Source organism: Nostoc sp. FACHB-280 (assembly GCF_014697615.1).
Classification (GTDB): Bacteria; Cyanobacteriota; Cyanobacteriia; order Cyanobacteriales; family Nostocaceae; genus Nostoc_B.
In genome coordinates, this window is the sequence record NZ_JACJSD010000017.1 from 106525 (window position 1) to 124293 (window position 17769).

At 41.1% G+C, this 17769-nt stretch carries 10 protein-coding genes and 1 tRNA gene; 5 read left to right on the forward strand and 6 right to left on the reverse strand.

Annotated features, from left to right (window positions below; genetic code table 11):
* Positions 1 to 138: 138 nt before the first annotated feature.
* Positions 139 to 546, forward strand: coding sequence for a peptidoglycan-binding protein (locus H6G75_RS14650; protein WP_190980773.1), 408 nt, complete (start codon positions 139 to 141; stop codon positions 544 to 546).
* Between the two features lie 277 nt (positions 547 to 823).
* On the opposite strand, the gene H6G75_RS14655 is transcribed toward H6G75_RS14650, so the two are convergent.
* Together H6G75_RS14655 and H6G75_RS14660 are read right to left on the reverse strand one after the other, a co-directional pair.
* Positions 824 to 3103: an FUSC family protein gene (locus H6G75_RS14655; protein WP_190980774.1), complete on the reverse strand. Its 2280-nt coding sequence runs from the start codon at positions 3101 to 3103 to the stop codon at positions 824 to 826.
* 172 nt (positions 3104 to 3275) lie between these two features.
* Entirely contained in the window at positions 3276 to 3827 is a 552-nt protein-coding gene (locus tag H6G75_RS14660) for a hypothetical protein (protein ID WP_190980775.1), read from the reverse strand.
* Positions 3828 to 4098: 271 nt separating this feature from the next.
* On the opposite strand from H6G75_RS14660, the gene H6G75_RS14665 reads away from it, so the two are divergent.
* The 3 genes from H6G75_RS14665 to H6G75_RS14675 are packed head-to-tail and all read left to right on the forward strand — an operon-like array spanning position 4099 to position 8332.
* Positions 4099 to 5109: an AAA family ATPase gene (locus H6G75_RS14665; RefSeq protein ID WP_190980776.1), complete on the forward strand. Its 1011-nt coding sequence runs from the start codon at positions 4099 to 4101 to the stop codon at positions 5107 to 5109.
* A complete protein-coding gene (locus H6G75_RS14670) occupies positions 5106 to 5549 on the forward strand; it encodes a hypothetical protein (RefSeq protein ID WP_190980777.1) in 444 nt (147 codons plus the stop codon). The genes H6G75_RS14665 and H6G75_RS14670 overlap by 4 nt, the downstream gene beginning before the upstream one ends.
* The gene (locus H6G75_RS14675; protein ID WP_190980778.1) at positions 5546 to 8332 is read left to right on the forward strand and encodes an ATP-binding protein; all 2787 of its coding nucleotides are present in this window, start codon (positions 5546 to 5548) and stop codon (positions 8330 to 8332) included. The genes H6G75_RS14670 and H6G75_RS14675 overlap by 4 nt, the downstream gene beginning before the upstream one ends.
* Here H6G75_RS14675 and H6G75_RS14680 read toward each other — a convergent pair.
* From H6G75_RS14680 to H6G75_RS14690, 3 genes are all read right to left on the reverse strand, one after another.
* A tRNA-Ala gene (locus tag H6G75_RS14680) sits at positions 8306 to 8378 on the reverse strand. The genes H6G75_RS14675 and H6G75_RS14680 overlap by 27 nt on opposite strands.
* 86 nt (positions 8379 to 8464) lie before the next feature.
* Complete coding sequence (locus H6G75_RS14685) at positions 8465 to 9193, reverse strand: HAD family phosphatase (protein ID WP_190980779.1); 729 nt, start codon at positions 9191 to 9193, stop codon at positions 8465 to 8467.
* Positions 9190 to 10092 (reverse strand): class I SAM-dependent methyltransferase, encoded by a 903-nt coding sequence (locus H6G75_RS14690; protein WP_190980780.1) that lies wholly within the window; start codon positions 10090 to 10092, stop codon positions 9190 to 9192. Before H6G75_RS14690 ends, H6G75_RS14685 begins: the two co-directional genes overlap by 4 nt.
* Positions 10093 to 10297: 205 nt before the next feature.
* On the opposite strand from H6G75_RS14690, the gene H6G75_RS14695 reads away from it, so the two are divergent.
* Complete coding sequence (locus tag H6G75_RS14695; protein WP_190980781.1) at positions 10298 to 12445, forward strand: RtcB family protein; 2148 nt, start codon at positions 10298 to 10300, stop codon at positions 12443 to 12445.
* A gap of 66 nt (positions 12446 to 12511) precedes the next feature.
* Here H6G75_RS14695 and H6G75_RS14700 read toward each other — a convergent pair whose 3' ends face one another.
* Positions 12512 to 17350, reverse strand: coding sequence for an eIF2A-related protein (locus tag H6G75_RS14700; protein ID WP_242051536.1), 4839 nt, complete (start codon positions 17348 to 17350; stop codon positions 12512 to 12514).
* Positions 17351 to 17769 lie beyond the last annotated feature (419 nt).

Below are 17769 nucleotides of genomic sequence, written 5' to 3' on the forward strand. Positions count from 1 at the left end.
CAATCAGGTATGTGATGCTAAAGCTCTGGAAAGATATTCCAGTTACTAATAAGAGTTTAATCAGGGCTTGCAACTGATTTAATTGACTCTGCAAATCAAAATTGCTAAATGCTTCATCATTTAAGTAGGAAAAAAACTATGAATTGGAAAGTAATTGCATTAGTCCCAGCTTTAGCTTTAGCTACTACTTTACCTGCATATTCTGTAACTAAAGATAAAACAACTAATTCCACAACCACTACTCACGTAACACAGCCTCATACTCAACCAAATATTACTGCGAAAAAAGCTAACCCTGCCCCAAAAGCTACTGCTAAAAGCAAACCAGCTAATGTAGCCAAGCGGAGTAATATACTGACCATTGGTAGCAGAGGAGAAGCTGTGAAAAATGTTCAGAATTTGTTAAAACAACAAGGTTTCTATACAGCCGATGTTAACGGTGTATTTGACAAAAATACACGCGCAGCAGTAATTAAATTTCAAAAATCTAAAAAATTAAGAGCAGATGGCATCATTGGTAGTAGAACTTTAGCTGCATTGCAATAATTAGCTAATATAGCAGAAGGCAGGAGGCAGAAGGAAAAGCCTTACTATTTCTGTCACTCAAGCTTTGAAATTATCCTAATATCTCTGACTACCGCTATAGCTAATAATTCGTTTCAGCCAAATTTATAGAGACGTTGCACGCAACGTCTCTATTTTGTATGGGATACAAAGATGCACTACACAAATATTGGTGTGTACACTAGTCCTTGTCTCCCTTGTCTCTCATATTCAGATATCAAATAGGACTGCTATATCAGCAATAAATCGTGAATTAGATTCAACATCGCCAACGAGAAATTACACAGTGAATGACTTTAATTTCATTAATAATGCGTTCTAGTTCTGTAGATAAGGTAGTTTGTTCTCGCACTGCTTGTAATGTGGGAGTTAAAGTGTGAGAATATCTAGGAATTTCTGATAAACGAGCAGTATGTAACTGCTCAATTTGATTGTGAATAACTTCGAGATAATTATCCAATGGTGGTAATGGCTGGGGTGACTGTTTTTGTTGGAGACTATCTGCTAGGTCTTCTAAAATCTGCACAATAGTATCTGTAATTTGTGGGAGTTCTGTAAATTGATACTGCCCGCTAAATTCACGCAGATGTTCGGCTAAAGTTGTCACTGAACTAAAAAAGCTACGAATGTATAAAATCACGGTCATGACAGGTTCAATTTCACCTTGGACGTGACGAGGTTCGCTAAATAATCTTTGGGCTGCGGCGGTGGCGTTGGCGTTTTCTAGTGCTGCTTGATGGCGTAAGTTATTAATGGAAGTCAATATATTTTGTTCTGGATAAAGGTAGTTAGCAATCACTTGTTGAAAGTAGGCAAGATTAGCACGAATAGTTTTTTCTAATTGTGTGGGAAGTTGTTGGCGTTCCCAACTGGGAAATAGTAAATAGCTGCCAACCAAGGCTAAAACACCGCCAAATATACTATCAATAATTCGCAAAACTCCTACTTGCCAGCCACCTGCACTAATTAAATTAAGTAATAAGATAATGGCAGGAGTCAGCAATATGGTAAATAGGCTGTAGCTTAAAGGTCGTACTGACATAGCAATAAATACCAACAGCAGTAAACAAACTGCGATCGCATATTGGTTCTGAACTAATAAAATCAGCACAATCCCCATCATTCCGCCTAAAATTGTACCGATGACTCTCTGCACTGTGGTTTCTGAGGTTCCGCCAAAGTTGGGTTTAAGTGCCACTAAAGCTGTTAAAGTAATCCAGTAACCTCTGGGTAGTTGTAAGATTGCAGCCAGAAATTCGGCAAATGTTGTAATTAGTGCTAAACGTAAGGCATGGCGAAAGGTGATGGAATCAAAGGTGAAATTATTACGTAATGTATCAATAATTACACCAAAATTTGATTCAGGCAGCGCAGAAATATCTGCTTGCGGAATCAGACGCTGTTTTCCTTGGTTGTAATCTGCCACAATTTCGGCATCAGTTTGGATTTGTTGGGCAAGATTCATCAAACTGCTGGTAATGTGCCGCAGATGAACTAAATCGCCATAGTCATCTGTGTGGGGGTGAGTTGTGGAGAGGATTTGAGAACGGAGAACTTGCCATTGGTGTTGTAGTGCTTCAATGGTACGATGTAAATCCCCTAAATGAACTGAGTTTTTGCCTTTAGCGATCGCTTTTGCTAACATTTCTAGAGCAATTACCAATTGTGCGATCGCTTGTTGAATCTCGTTCTGTAACTGAGAAAATAAATGATGTGCAGATGCGATCGCTAAGAGTTCATTGAGTGCCACAATCCCATTCAGAATTTGATTGACATCTTCAATCAACACCAATAAATTATTTCCCTGCTGATTAGCACCTTTCTGCACAGTCCATTTCGCTGTCCATAAACTCCGCGCCGCAGTTAAATTCTGAATTACAGCATCCTGCGCTGGTAAAAATTTTTCTGTCCACGCCTGAGTATCTTGATAATCAAAGACTCTCTCCTTCACTAAGTCCACAAATTGACTCAACGAGAGATAACAATTAGCCACAGCTTGCCTGACAAGATCATGAGGTTGCACCGCCCAAAAGCCTAATGACAGTAAAATTGTCCATGTTCCCCCAGCTAGACATAGCAGACAGTGTAAAATCAGAGTCGAAAAATTGGTAAATGTCGCAAATCTAGCCAAGGCAATTACAAACATAATGGAAGTCACCAAGCTAACAGATGCAGCGACATTGCCATACAAACCCGCTAAACCGGCGATAAAAATCACAACAAACGTCGTCGGGATAGCTAACCACAGATGACCACTAACCAGACTAGCAATCAGAAATACTAGCGTCACTGCAACAGTAGCTGCAATCATAGCCTGTAATTGCTGGCGGTAAGTACCATCAACATTTACCATCCCCACAAACCAAGCCGCCATAGTCGCAACTGCACTTGCAGCAGCATTTCCTGTCACAATTCCTAACCCAATGGGAACACCCAAAATCAACAGACTCCGAACACCAGAGAAAATAGCGGGTTTTCCTGGCTTAAGTTGAAACTGTTGCAACAACCAACGAAAAGGACGTTTATTTGTGGATGGCATTATGCTGATGACGGCTAGAAAAATCCAGTTTGATTACTGACCTATTGTGCAGAAATCAGCGCCACCAGGGAATATCTCTCAGGGATTAAAACTGCGATCGCTAAAAAATAGTAGTGTGAACACAAGATGAGAGCGATCGTATAACTGCCTATTAATCACGATATTATTTTGATTAATTGCCCGCATCTAAGTTCAGGTAAAAGCTTTTATCAACAACTCTATAACTGCCGTCCGTTTTAATTAGAGGAATCATCACTCTGTGTTGCCCTTGTGAGATTTTCCATGATTGTTGAAAATTGCTGATATTATGACAACCAGTATTAATTGGAAAACTGCTAGGAGTTGACAGCACATTTTGGTAACTTTCAATGCCATTTTGAAATAAAACTGCTTTTGCTTCTAATCGGTTGATTTTTACTGCCAGGGGTATGCAATAACTTAAATTTAATAGTTTTAGTTTATCTCCTGCGCTTAAAGGCAACCGTTCACCATATTTAATTTGTTGTGGTTCATTACTATTAATCTGCAAAACGAGATGAGAAACACATACTTGATCGGCAATAGTTTGATGGCATTGGAGAATATTCGCGGTTGATGAATTAGCAGGCGTGGGATTATTAAAATTATTGGTTTGAGAGCTTGTTTTATTAATTAATGCAACGCCTAAAGTTGCACAGGCACTAATGATAGCAACTAATACAGAACTAGAAAGTTTTAGTTTCATATTTAAATAACTCCAGATTTTTTATCGCTTACTTATTAAGTTATCTGGATGGCTCTCATTTAGCAGTATGTGGGCGTAGGAATAATTACTAAGGTTATTTTTTAAAGTAGGTAGGTCAAAGTAGGTTCAAGTAGGATAAGATGCCCGACTTCTTAAATAAGTCGGGCATCTTTGACATCACGATTGATTGAGGATTGGCTAAGATTTATTGTGTAAAAATATCCTCAGTTTTGGTGTAATATGATTAATTACCAGTCATTTTCTGCAACTAATGAACGGAGAAGACGCATTTTATTTTATTGAACAACTGCTTGCTTCTCAAGGAGAGGCTGGTTTTAAAGATTCTGAAAGGGATGTGTTTCTGGGAATCTGGGAAGGTAAGACTTATCCTGTTATTGCTGGAGAAATAAACTATAATTATCAATCTGTCAAAGAAATAGGAGTGAGGCTATTTAATAAAATTTCTAAACTTTCTCAAGAACAAATCAAAGTTCAGAAAGATAACTTTAAATCTTCAGTAGAGAAAATATATAAACAGCAATCTACACAAATTCCCACTATTACGCCATTAACGTTAGAATCAACTAATCCTTTTATTCCCCAACAAGGGAGAGTAGAAGACTCACAACTATTTTTTGGCAGAAAGCAGGAAATACAACGGATATTTGAATTGTTTAACAGTGGTAGTAGTGTAGTTATAGTAGGTGAAGAAGGAATTGGGAAATCTTCTTTGTTATGGGCGATTTGTCAACAGGCAGAAAATCAGCTTCAGCGTCAGTCAGCATTTTTAGATTTGAATTGGGTTAATGATGAAGAAGAATTTTATCAAGCTTTGTGCCATGAGATAGGTATCCCTGAAAGTAAGGGTTATATGCTAACTCGCAATTTACGAGATAAACGAGTACTGCTGGCTATAGATAATGTAGGTAAGTTGAGATGGAAAGGGTTTACTCGTCAGGTGCGAGATTATTTGCGGGGTTTAGCTGAAGGTAGTAATCTGCGGTTGGCTTTAGCTGCAACTGAACCTTTAGATCAGCTATTTAAAGATAGTCAAAATTATGGTAAAACATCGCCATTAGCAGGTATTTGCCAACAGGAAAATATCAAACCTTGGGATGAAATCAGCATCCGCGATTTGATTAGCAGCCGTCTAGCTAGAACTCCGGTGAAGTTTACTGAGGAAGAAATCATCCAACTGATTCAAGAAAGTGGTGGACATCCTCGAAAATTGATGCAGTTGTGTTATCAAACTTACTCGCGGTATTTGGCAGGTGCGAGATGAAAGGTAGTATTTTGACCTCTCCCCCTACTTCTCTTCTTCAAGATCATGGTTGGGTCATTCTAGATTTAGATCCCCCCGCCTACGGCGACCCCCTTTTTAAGGGGGTGAGTGGAAAAATAGCCCCGCTTTCTAATAATCAGCAAGAAGTTATAACGGTACAAGCCCCCCTTTTTAAGGGGGGTTGGGGGGATCAACAAGAACTTATCACGCTAAACGGAAAAATAGCTCCGTTTTCTAACAGTGATCATAGGAACCTCAAAATAATGGTCATTGCGAGGCTTCCGAAGCAATCCCAAACCCTTGCGATTGCTTCATTCCGCTTCGCTCCATTCGCAATGACAAATGTATATTTAATTTTGTATGACTACTTAAATGGGAACCTCAATACGATATTTGGGTACTGCAAGCATAACGAAGTAAAGGCAAAGGGTAAATCATGACATCTCCTGTACCTCGCCTCAACTTAGCACCAAAATTGAAGCGCCCCCTTTCACTGTGGAACCCCTTAGATTATTTGCGCCTGTTGTACTGGGTGTTTTTCTTTCCCCAGGCTGTGCGGTGGTATATTGATGCCTTTGGTGGTGGATATATTTCTCCGAAGGAAATAAATTGGCAACAAGGATGGAAAGTTTTGCGCCAGCATCCTATCCAGCGTCGGTTGCTTTTCCAGGGATTGGTATTGACAATTCTGACTCCAGTGGTTTTGGGGCTAATTTTGCAGGCTCTTGACTTTCGCATTGACTGGTCTGGTGTAATGCGAGGTGTAGCGATAGGTATGGCGGGAGGCGTAGCGATAGGTATGGCGGGAGGTGTGGCGGGAGGTGTGGCGGGAGGTGTGGCGGGAGGTGTGGCGGGAGGTGTGGCGGTAGTCTTGGCGGTAGGCTTGGTGTTTGGTGTGGCGAAAGGCGTGGCGATAGGCGTGGCGAAAGACTTGGCGAAAGACTTGGCGCTAGACATGGCGGTAGGTGTGGCGGTAGGCGTGATGTTCGGTGTGGTGGTAGGCGTGACGTTTGGTGTGGCGGTAGGCTTGGTGTTTGGTGTGGCGGTAGGCGTGACGTTCGGCGTGGTGTTCGGTGTGGTGGTAGGCGTGACGTTCGGTGTGGCGGTAGGCGTGACATTCGGCGTGGTGTTCGGTGTGGCGGGAGGCATAGCGATAGGCATGACGGGAGGTGTCGCAGCAGGCGTGACACTCTGCGTGACGTTCTGCATGGCGGTAGGTGTGTCGATGATGCGTCCAGAGAATTGGCTCATTGGCTCACTATTACACCTGCAAAGCTTCCAAAGTAGTTACTTACTCCCACGTATCAGCCCAATTCCTCTGCTGAATCTGAATAGGCACTTGCAAAATTGGCTGCAACAAGATTGGGAAGCAGGTTTGCATAACACAAATGAATTTTTAGCGTATACTCTGCAATTTATCCCTGTTGTGCAAGCAGTTAATCAGGTGCTTGCCAAAACTCCATCCGAGCAAATTATTTGGCGTGTTTCTCGGTTGGCTGCAAATCCCTTTGATTGGAAAATAGTCGGTTTTGCTTCAGCATCTTTATCAGCACAAATCAAGCAGCAACTTATTAAAGGCTTTTTATTTTTTCGTTATCTTAAAGAGCCAAGTTCTCCTTTTACAATTGCTCCTCGTATAGACACCCCTGCTCGTGCTGCTGCTGCTGGTTTTTGGTATCTCCATAAAAAACAACCGACAAAAGCACAACAAGCTTTTGCTGTAATACGTTCTCTGCTTTATGGTGAGGAAATGTACATTCTTGCCCAAACTTTAGTAGCATTTCAATATACAAAAAAAATATCTACTATACTTACTCTGCAAATACCGACTTTTCCCCAAGAACCTCTTTTACGCCCTAGCACTTGGAAAGCTCTTAAAAGTTTAGGTCGCGTAATTGAAGATATCCAGTTTGTTAACAAAAGTGTGTCACGTTCCGCACGGTCTTTCGCTCTTAACCGTGCTTTAGGTGAACTGACAAGTATTCTAAATACAGCCGATAACTTGCCACAAGCTGAACGCGATTTAATTATAGACATTACCCAAGCTTGGCAAAAAAGCTTATTACAAATCGCTGGCGAAATTGGGGAAATTTCCATTACCAAGCCTGTAAATAATCCATATACTATAGGCGACCCAGTGCGAGGTAATCTCTTTGTTGGGCGAGAAGATATCATCAGACAACTAGAAGAACTCTGGGTGATGGGTAATCAACTCCAGTCTGTAGTCCTCTACGGTCACAGGCGTATGGGTAAAACTTCAATTTTGCTGAATGCGTCTCCATGTTTAGGTTCAGGCATACAGTTATCTTATGTAAACCTGCTGCGGTTGGGAAATGTACCCCAAGGTGTGGGTGAGGTGTTAATAGCAATTAGTGATGAAATTGCTCAAACAGTGAAACTTCCGCCACCAAATGACGCAAATTTATTAAATCTTCCTTATAGAACTTTTGAACGTTATTTAAAACAGGTAGAAACAAATTTAGAAACTGGCTTAATTATTGCCTTAGACGAATTTGAAAAAATTGAAGAACTCATCGAAGCCGGAAAAATCCCTCCAGATTTTATGGGTTATTTGCGGGGGTTGGTACAAATGAGTTCTAAAATTGCTTTTGCTTTTGCTGGGTTGCATACTTTAGAAGAAATGACCTCAGATTACTTTCAACCTTTTTTCGCCAGCATTATTCCTATTCATGTCAATTTTCAAGAACGTGCAGCTACTCGCCAAATTTTAGCTAACCCAGATGAAGATTTTCTCCTTGACTACACCCCAGAAGCTTTAGACGAGATTTATACTTTAACTCATGGTCAACCATATTTAGTGCAACTAGTAGGATTTTATTTAGTGCGGCGCTACAATGACCAAGTATTTGAGCAAGGTAGACCCCGCGACCCTGTTTTTACAATTGAAGATGTAGAAGCTGTGATTAATGATCCTGAGTTTTTCCAGCGCGGACGCTACTATTTTGATGGGGTTTGGGGTCAAGCAGCGCAAGGTGCAAAGGGTCAGCAAGAAATATTAAAGCTACTTGCACCTCAGATAGAAGGGTTAAGTTTTGATGCGTTAGCTGAGTCTACTGGCATGAAAAGTGATAGTTTACAGGCAGCTTTAGCTACTTTAAAGCGTCATGATGTAGTTGCAGAAATTGAGGGACGCTGGCGAATTATAGTAGAACTATTTCGTCGTTCTGTTGTGCGATGGAGAATAGGAGACTCGAACCCCTGACCTCTGCGGTGCGATCGCAGCACTCTACCAACTGAGCTAATTCCCCTTAAAATAGTGCTGAGTGCTGAGTTGTGAGTGCTGAGTTAAGAAGAATATCAGCAATTTAATCAACGCTCTGCCACCAAAAACATTCTAACATTCACTTACCCTTGGCTGTGGTTCTTTGCCAGAAAACACGTTCTGCACTCGTTCGAGTTCTAAATCAGTCAAATAATCTACCGTCCAGTTACAGCAACGCTGAAGCATGTGGAAAGGATAGGTGTTGGCTACACCCACAACTTTCATGTTGGCTAGTTTTGTTGCTTGGATACCTGCGGGGGTGTCTTCAATGGCGATACATTCTTGCGGTTGCAAATTTAATTCGGGATATTTTTGGTTGAAGCGTTCAACTGCTAACAGATAACCGTCTGGCTGGGGTTTACTGGTGGTGATGTCGTCTCCTGCAACAATAACTGTAAAGTAGTCTGCGAGTTTGGCGCGGTTGAGTACTAATTCTATTTCTTTGCGGAGTGCGCCACTAACTAAACCTAAATAAAGATTTTGGGAACGCACCTGATAAATTAAATCTTCTACACCTGAATATATGGGCAGTTTCTCTAATTTTTCCAGTTCCAGCACATAAGCTTCAGCTTTGCGGTGAAGTAGCTGGTTGAGATACTCTTCCGTGACTACTCTACCGCGATTTGCCAGCAGTTCTTGAAAACAAGCGCGATCGCTCCTGCCCAAACAAGTCTGACGTTCTTGGGGTTTTTGGGGTTGGAGATTCTCATTCACGAGAATCTCATCGATTAATTGCAGGTGAATGCGTTCATCGTTAATGATGACACCATTAAAATCAAACAGAACTGCCTTTAAACTCATGCCGTTATGCCAAATACTGGAGATCCTAAACCCTCCAAATTATTATTATCTATTGTGCTGTCTATTGATCCCTGACTTGTGGCTTGCATAGCTGAACCTGTAATCAGAGTTGGTTTTATCCCACTACTTACTTGATGTATCCACCAAACATCGTCGGTGCGTACCCCTTGAAACCCAGCCGCACCCAGACGCGCATCTACACTGTCAGCAGCATACTCATGAATATAAGGTTCCTCAAAGATATTATTCAGCCAATCTAATTGACGCAGGGTTTTTTGACTGCCATCTAAAATTAAAACCTGTCCACCAGCTACTAATAACCGAAAGCTTTCTTGCAAAATTGCTTGGGTAACTGCACTTGGGGTTTCGTGAAATAGTAAAGACGCGGTAACTAAATCAAACGAAGCATCGGGGAAATGGGTTTGCGCGGCGTTGCCATGTCGCCAGATAATATTTAAATTGGCAGTTCTGGCTTTATCCTCTGCCCTCACCAGCATATATGGCGACAAGTCCAAACCAATCACTTCGGCTTGGGGGAAAGCTTGCTTTAACATCAAAGTTGTGGAACCCGTACCACAACCCAAATCAAGTATGCGCCTTGGTTGAACTTTTACCGCATCAATCAATGCTTGACGCACCCAAGTTTCATTCGGTGGTAGGGCGTATTCCGTAATTGGGTCATAACTTACCGCCGCACTAGAATTGAGATATCCGCCTTTGATACCGTGAAAATTTTGCTTGTAGTACGCAGGAATTGTAACATCGGCAGAACGAATGCGATCGCCCTCTTTTTCCCAATCAATACTTAGCGCGTATCTTTGTAACTTCTCCTCATCAATCAAAAAACGCACTACCGGAGATAAAAAACGTTCCCAGATGGTATCTTGAGCCGTTGCCATAATATTTATTTAGTCATTTTCTTGACAAATTTTAATGTATCTTGCCAAAATCTGCTTTGCTCACCAAGCACCAGGATTGACACCCATCTATTTTTTGTATTACAACTATATTACAAGTAATATTATGCAGGCAATTTATCGAAACTCAATGCAAAACTTGATTTACAGCAGAATTATCACCATCAAACATATCTAAATCAACAAAATGCCTTACGAAAACTTAGAAATTAACACACAAACACCCGTTTTATCTTGGGCAAATCATCCTTTAGCAAGTGATGAAACCAAGATGGCGCAAAATGTGGCATCACTACCATTTGTATTTAAACACGTCGCCTTAATGCCAGATGTGCATTTAGGAAAAGGTGCTTTAGTTGGTTCTGTAATTGCTACCAAAGATGCCATCATTCCTGCTGCCGTGGGCGTGGATATTGGTTGTTTTATAGGAGATACTTTAGTTCCTTTAGTTGATGGAAAATATTATCGTATTCAAGAATTAGCAGAGCAATATCAAGAGTTTATTGTTTATGCTTGCACTCCTACAGGCAGAATAGTTGCATCTACAGCAACCGCAAAATTGACTAGAAAAAATGCACCACTTGTCAAGGTTATTTTAGATAATGAAGAGGAAATTATTTGTACCCCTGATCATCAATTTATGCTTAGGGATGGTAATTATCAAGAAGCTGGATTACTGCAACCAGGAACTTCTCTGATGCCCTTTTATTCTAAAGTTGACAAAGAAGGCTATACCTTAATTTCTCAACCATATTCCCAACGATGGCAGAAAGCACATTGGATTATTGCTAGGTCTGGTTTACTAGGTGAAATTCCTAAATTTTTAGGACAAAGAACAGTTATTCATCATCGAAACTTCCAAGAATCTGATAATAGACCAGAAAATTTGGAATTTATGGGTGCTAATGATCATTCTGCTTACCATCGTTCTTTAGTAGAGCAGAATCAGCATTGGCATTCTCCTGAATTTGAACAGAAAAGAATTGCTGCCTTAGCTAAAAAAGCCCAAACTGTAGAGGGACATAATTATTACGCAGAAAGAGGCACTAAAAACATTATAAAATATATGCAGCAGCAACCAGAACATTTTAAAAATGCTGTTGCAGACAATGGAAATCGAGGGAAACAATATCTAATTACCTATAATACTAGTGAAGAGGGAAGAGCTAAGTCTAAGGAAATAGCGAATAGGTATTACACTTGTGAAATCTGTGGTGCAGAAGTAAAGACACCAATTGGTCTTCATAACCACCGTAAAAAAGAACATCAATGTAATCACAAAGTGATAGCGGTTATCCCTTTAAATTACACAGAAGATGTTTATTGTTTGACAGTACCAGAATGTCACAACTTTGCTCTGAAAGCTGGAGTTTTTGTGCATAACTGCGGTATGTCTGCTATCAAAATGCCATTTAATGGCGATAAATTAGAAGGCAAACTTAAAAAAATTCGCCTTGATATTGAAGCGGCAATCCCCACAGGTTTCAACGAAAATAAAGAAATTGAAAAATCAGTTACTAACTGGCAACGTTGGCATGATTTTCAAGATTTGCACCCTGGTGTGCAGGACTTAGAAAATAAATCGATGAAACAAATGGGTTCTCTTGGCGGAGGAAATCATTTTATTGAAGTGTGCCTCGATACAGAGAACCAAGTTTGGCTAATGTTACATTCTGGTTCACGTAACATTGGGAATAAGTTAGCTCAATGTCACATTAATACAGCCAAAGAATTAGCCAAGATGGCAGGGAATAATTTACCTGATCCAGACTTAGCTTATTTTGTGGCAAATACACCAGAATTTCAAGCTTACTGGAATGATTTGCAGTGGGCGCAAGACTATGCACGTTTCAACCGCGATGTGATGATGATGCGTTTTAAGCACATTATTGAAAAACATTTGGCGGGTGGAAAAGTAACTAAACCTTTATTGCAGGTAAATTGTCATCACAATTACGCCGAAAAAGAAGTACATTTTGGCGAAGATGTGTATGTCACTCGTAAAGGAGCAGTCCGCGCCCAGACAGAAGATTATGGGATTATTCCTGGTTCAATGGGGGCGAAATCTTTCATTGTCAAAGGTAAGGGTAATGCTCATAGTTTCTGTTCTTGTAGTCATGGTGCTGGCAGATTATTATCCAGAAATAAAGCCAAAAATGTTTACACACTTGATGACTTAATTGAGCAGACTAAAGGTGTAGAATGCCGCAAAGATAATGATGTTTTAGATGAAATTCCAGGTGCTTATAAACCAATTGAGCAAGTAATGGAAAATCAATCTGATTTAGTCGAAGTTGTGGCGACACTCAAGCAAGTTGTGTGTGTCAAGGGTTAAAGCAGACAGAACAAGAAAGTGGTGGGTATGAATCCTCCACTTTTTTGACAAGTTTTGTGAGCAGAATTAATTTTTACCGATATCGTCGCACAGATGGCGATCGCTTTCTTCTACCGTCGAGTTATTCTGGAGATAATCTCGCGCCAAATCGCAAGCACTAACCATCAAAGAATCTAGATCCCAATCCCATAAAATCACGGTTTTGTCCCAACTAGCAGAAGCAATGGTTTTACCGTCGGGACTAAAAGCCACATCGTATATCTCTTTTTGATGTCCTTGGAAAGTTTGTAGTAGTTTACCGCTTAAGTCCCAAAGTTTTACGGTTTTGTCATAACTAGCAGAAGCAATAGTTTTACCATCAGGACTAAATACTACGCTTATGACTCCACTGTCATGTCCTTTGAAGGTTCGTAGTTCCTTACCGCTTAAATCCCAAAGTTTCACATTACGATCCACATCAGCTGAAGCAATCATTTTACCATCTGGACTAAATGCAACACTTGTAACCTGCTCTTGATGTCCTTTAAAGGTTTGTAGTAGTTTACCGCTTAAATCCCAAAGTTTTATAGTGTTGTCCCAACTAGCAGAAGCAATGGTTTTACCATCGGGGCTAAATGCAACACTAAACACCGAATCTTGATGTCCTTTGAAGGTTTGCAGTAGTTTACCAGTTAAGTCCCAAAGTTTGATTGTTTTGTCCGCACTAGCAGAAGCAATGGTTTTACCATCTGGACTAAACACCACTTTATTAATCCAAGCTTGGTGTGCCTGGAAGGTTTGCAGTAGCTTGCCGTTTAAATTCCAAAGTCTTACAGTACCGTCATAACTAGCAGCAGCAATGGTTTTACCGTCTGGACTAAACGCTACGCTATAGACTGGATAGATATCTCCTTTGAAAGTTTGCAGTAGCTTGCCGTTTAAATTCCAAAGTCTTACAGTACCGTCATAACTAGCAGAAGCAATAGTTTTACTGTCTGGACTAAACACTACTCTATAGACATAATTTTCATGTCCTTTGAGGGTTTTTAATTCCTTAGTATTTAAATTCCACAGTGTCACATCATTGCCCCAACCAGCCGAAGCAATAGTTTTACCGTCTGGACTAAAAACTACACTTCTAAGTACGGTGTTCTGTTTTTTAAAGGTTTGTAGTTCTTTACCGCTTAAATCCCAAAGTTTCACAGTATTGTCAAAACTACTAGAAGCAATAGTTTTACCATCTGGACTAAAAACGACGCTTAAGACTTGTTTTTCATGTCCTTTAAAGGTTTGCAGTAGTTTACCGTTTAAATCCCAAAGTTTCACAGTATTGTCATCACTAGCAGAAGCAATGGCCTTACCGTCGGGACTAAAGGCTATACCAGCAATCGCAGATTGATGTCCTTTAAAGGTTTGCAGTAGTTTACCGTTTAAATCCCAAAGTTTCACAGTATTGTCACCACTAGCAGAAGCAATGGTTTTGCCATCTGGACTAAATACCAGGTTATAGACCTTATCTTTATGCCCTTTAAAGGTTCGCAGTTCCTTGCCATTTAAATCCCAAAGTTTTACGGTTTTGTCACCACTAGCAGAAGCAATGGTTTTACCATCTGGACTAAAGGCTACGCTATTAATCTCAGCTTGGTGTCCTTTAAAGGTTTGTAGTTCCTTACCGTTGAAATCCCAAAGTTTGATTGTTTTGTCATCACTAGCAGAGGCAATGGTTTTACCATCTGGGCTAAAAGCAACACTGATAACAGAATCTTGATGTCCTGTGAAAGTTTGCAGTAGCTTGCCTTTAAGATCCCAGAGCTTAATCGTCTTGTCTCTACCAGCAGAGGCCAATGTCTTGCCGTCGGGACTAAAGGCTATGCCATAGACTACACTGCCGTGTGTAAAATTATTGCGCTGCTTTATTCCATAAACTGCTTTTTGTAAAGTGACCATAGCTGGAATGTAGTTAATTTTTTGTTTTTTAAAGATTCTTCCAGCCTTAATTCCTTTTATCAGTGCTTCCAATTCTTGATGAGAATCAAACAGTACCAAAGAAGATTGAGTGATAGCCTCAGCTTTAGCTATTTCGGCTTCTTGCTTTTGAAACCAAGCCAGCAGCCCCAAACTAGCACTAATAATCACAGCCACAACTGCGCCACCAGCAACCCCCCAAGCAATTCTAATTTCTCGACGGCGACGGGCTTCTTTTTCTGCTTCCTGATGCTGGCGCAATTCTACACAAGCATTGACATAGTTAGCTTCAAGTTGATTCAAAAATCCGACTTGTTTAGATAAAATCTGGGCATCATCTAACCTACCGCCACGATGCACTAAATAATTATCATCTTTTTGTTGCTTGTCCCAATCTAACGCCGCCTGACGGATAGTTTCTCGTAGTTGTAAATTTGTGCGATTTTCATCCAACCAATTCAGCAATCTTGGCCAGTAGCGAATTAATGCTTCGTGGGCGACTTCCACTTCTTCTTTATTTGTATAACTATCAATGCTGGTAACTACCAGTCTTGCACCTTCCCCAGCTAACCGATTAACTAATTCTTTAATTAATGCTGCTGTACTACCAGCCGGAACTAACTCATCTAACCACACCCTGCGCCTGGTATCGCGGCGGATGTCGCCTTGAATGGCGCTGTCATCTAGGCGGGTAAGGCGGATGAAAATATTTTTAACTTGTTCCTGTTCCGACAATGATAGGGTATTGTAAACATCATCGGCAGTTTGAGCGATCGCCATCCTCACACCACCAATCGCTTCATACTCCCCCGACTGCAACCATCTGCCATGTCGCCGCTTCCATAACTCTAGCAGTGCGTGTTGCAACAATGGCATTGCCCCCGGTTCACCTTGAACATCATCAAGAATGGTGTTACTCAACCCTGGTTCAAAGCGCAAACCTACCTGTGCAGCTTGCATTTCCATTGCTTTTCGCAATTCCGTCCCATCCATTGGCGCAATCAATTTTTGTCGGGCTTCCATCAGTTCTTTTAACTCACGGTAAGGGGCGCATTCTCCCCAAAAGTCTGCCCGCATCGTAATTACAACTTTTTGCTGTTGAGTTAAGTTTAAAACTTGTGCAATAAATTCCCGACGTTCAGCCTCATCATTACACAGGGTAAAAAGTTCCTCAAACTGGTCAACGATTAAAATAGAAGTCTGTTTAACAGTCATCTCAGTGCTGACAGCAACACCACCCTTGGCTAATTCAATGGCTGTTTCTGGTTTTGGAACCCATTCATTTTCAATATCCAACAAACACAACGACTCAACTAAAGGTGCAGGTTGTTGATTTTCCACTCCCGCAAGAGTCGCTTGTAGTTGCGCCATTGGGTTATTGCTAGGTGTCATATACGACACAACTAAATTTGGCTGTTTTTCTTGTAATGCAGGAATCAGCCCTGCTAATACTACTGATGATTTCCCACTCCCAGAAGCACCTAACACTGCTAAAAAGTTATGTTCTGTCAGTTTTTCATTGAGTTGAATAATTAATTGTTCTCGCCCAAAGAAAAACTCGCGGTTTTCTTCGCGAAAAGGATACAAGCCCAAGAAAGGACAACAAGAATTATACGTGGGTGGTGTTTGACCTAAAGCCAAGGCATTAAAACTCAGGTCAACTATTTCTTCGCAAAGGGTATTAACTGCTGTTAAAGCTTGTTCCCGTTCTTCACGGGCTGATTTGCTTAAGGCGTTGATATCTGCACCTAAACTATTACCTAATTTCTGCGCTAGTTCTGCAAATCTTTGGCGTAATACTGGGGCGCGTTCTGACAATAACTTTTCAAACTGCTCTAAACCATACCCAATTTCGGCGTTAGTTAAGTCTCTATCTAGTTGGTCACTAAATAAAGGTCGTCCACCCAGACGACTAAATAAAGCGGGGACAGTCACATCACCCCGTTCTGCAAGTCCAGCTAAAGCTTCGTGTAATGCTGAGTCTACTTCCCCAGATTGACGCAATTGTTCGTAAAATTTTGTACCTAATGCGAGGGCGGTTTTGACGGTGACTTTTTCTGTCATGGCGATAACTGCCGGCATTCCCAAATCCCGTACGAGTCTTTGTCCTAAACCGCCAAGCCCAACTTCGGCTTCTGTACTGGCGCTTTCACAGGTGGAGAGACAAGTAAAGTGTGGTAGTCCTTTTGCGCCTGTTAATGAGCGTAGTCTTTCGATTAAACGTGTTCCTGTGACTGGTTCTACTTGATTATTTTCCTTTGCCCAGTAAAGGACTGTTTCGCCGTTTTCGATGACTCGACTATGACTGATGATGTGCAGTAATATATACTGCTTGGTTCTATCGGTTAAGTGTTTACACAGTTCATCTAAGGTTGGTTCGCCAATAGCATCTGGGACTGTGGCTAACACGTCTGATGGTATTTCGCCCAAGGCTTGACGCACGTATGAAACTGCTGCTTGGACATCAAAGGGTTCTAGGCTAAATCGTCCAATTTGTTCAGGACTGGCGACTAAGATTAAGGCGCGTAAGTCTCTGCGGCCAATGGGAGGGAAACGGCGGTCTGTAATTGCTGGAATATAAAAGGAAAATGGGGTGCGCTGTTCTAATGTTAAGAGCCGCCAACTGTCATCAATTTTGCCGCAGAGTCTTTCCCACCGTAAGGTTCTGAGTTCTGGGTCTGTGGCTTCGATAAATAATAATACTCGTAAGGCTGTGTCACTGTTGTGTAACGCCCGGACAAAGGCATCTCGAATTTCTTCTTTAAACAGTGCTTTTCCGAGATATGTGCCGTATTCTAGGGGCTGTCCCAGTAAGCTGGTGAGTTTTTGTAGGTCTTCTGCTGTGAGTTCGAGGGTTCCTTCCGAACGCGATGATAGTAGTTCACCCGGTCTGCTATGTTCTACTACTATCGGCCAGTGTTTGCCTAATTTGCGCTGGATATTAATCTCGAATGTGTTCATAGTTTCTTGTTTGTGGGTCTATGAAATGAAGCACCTTATACCGTTTCACTTTAAGTTTGATACAAATAGACCGCAGGGGAGCAGGGAGCAGGGGGCAAGGGGAAAGAATAAAAAACCCGTGAATTTGTATCATTTTTTTCGTGAACTGGTATTACCTCTTGCTGGTTAATAGCCAAGGGTTGTTTGATGGTGTTTCCGTTTCAAACTCGACCCACTAGCTCTAGTAGCAAGTGCTACATACTTGCTACATAATAGCTATATACAAATCAACTAAAGTTCAGTATATACACACAATCAGATTTGCCTGTACCTACACAAGTACAACAGAAAAGTTGTAGATTACTGAAACAGAACTATGATTAATTAGTTGTCTGAATCCCTCACACTCTTGTTCTGATTCCTGAATTATTCAAGTTTCC

Bases quoted from the DNA above. Each gene is read 5' to 3' on its own strand.
- H6G75_RS14665 (WP_190980776.1), top strand. From the start codon at position 4,099: ATGAACGGAGAAGACGCATTTTATTTTATTGAACAACTGCTTGCTTCT.
- H6G75_RS14650 (WP_190980773.1), top strand. From the start codon at position 139: ATGAATTGGAAAGTAATTGCATTAGTCCCAGCTTTAGCTTTAGCTACT.
- H6G75_RS14670 (WP_190980777.1), top strand. From the start codon at position 5,106: ATGAAAGGTAGTATTTTGACCTCTCCCCCTACTTCTCTTCTTCAAGAT.
- H6G75_RS14695 (WP_190980781.1), top strand. From the start codon at position 10,298: ATGCCTTACGAAAACTTAGAAATTAACACACAAACACCCGTTTTATCT.
- H6G75_RS14660 (WP_190980775.1), bottom strand. From the start codon at position 3,827: ATGAAACTAAAACTTTCTAGTTCTGTATTAGTTGCTATCATTAGTGCC.
- H6G75_RS14675 (WP_190980778.1), top strand. From the start codon at position 5,546: ATGACATCTCCTGTACCTCGCCTCAACTTAGCACCAAAATTGAAGCGC.
- H6G75_RS14700 (WP_242051536.1), bottom strand. From the start codon at position 17,350: ATGAACACATTCGAGATTAATATCCAGCGCAAATTAGGCAAACACTGG.
- H6G75_RS14685 (WP_190980779.1), bottom strand. From the start codon at position 9,193: ATGAGTTTAAAGGCAGTTCTGTTTGATTTTAATGGTGTCATCATTAAC.
- H6G75_RS14655 (WP_190980774.1), bottom strand. From the start codon at position 3,103: ATGCCATCCACAAATAAACGTCCTTTTCGTTGGTTGTTGCAACAGTTT.
- H6G75_RS14690 (WP_190980780.1), bottom strand. From the start codon at position 10,092: ATGGCAACGGCTCAAGATACCATCTGGGAACGTTTTTTATCTCCGGTA.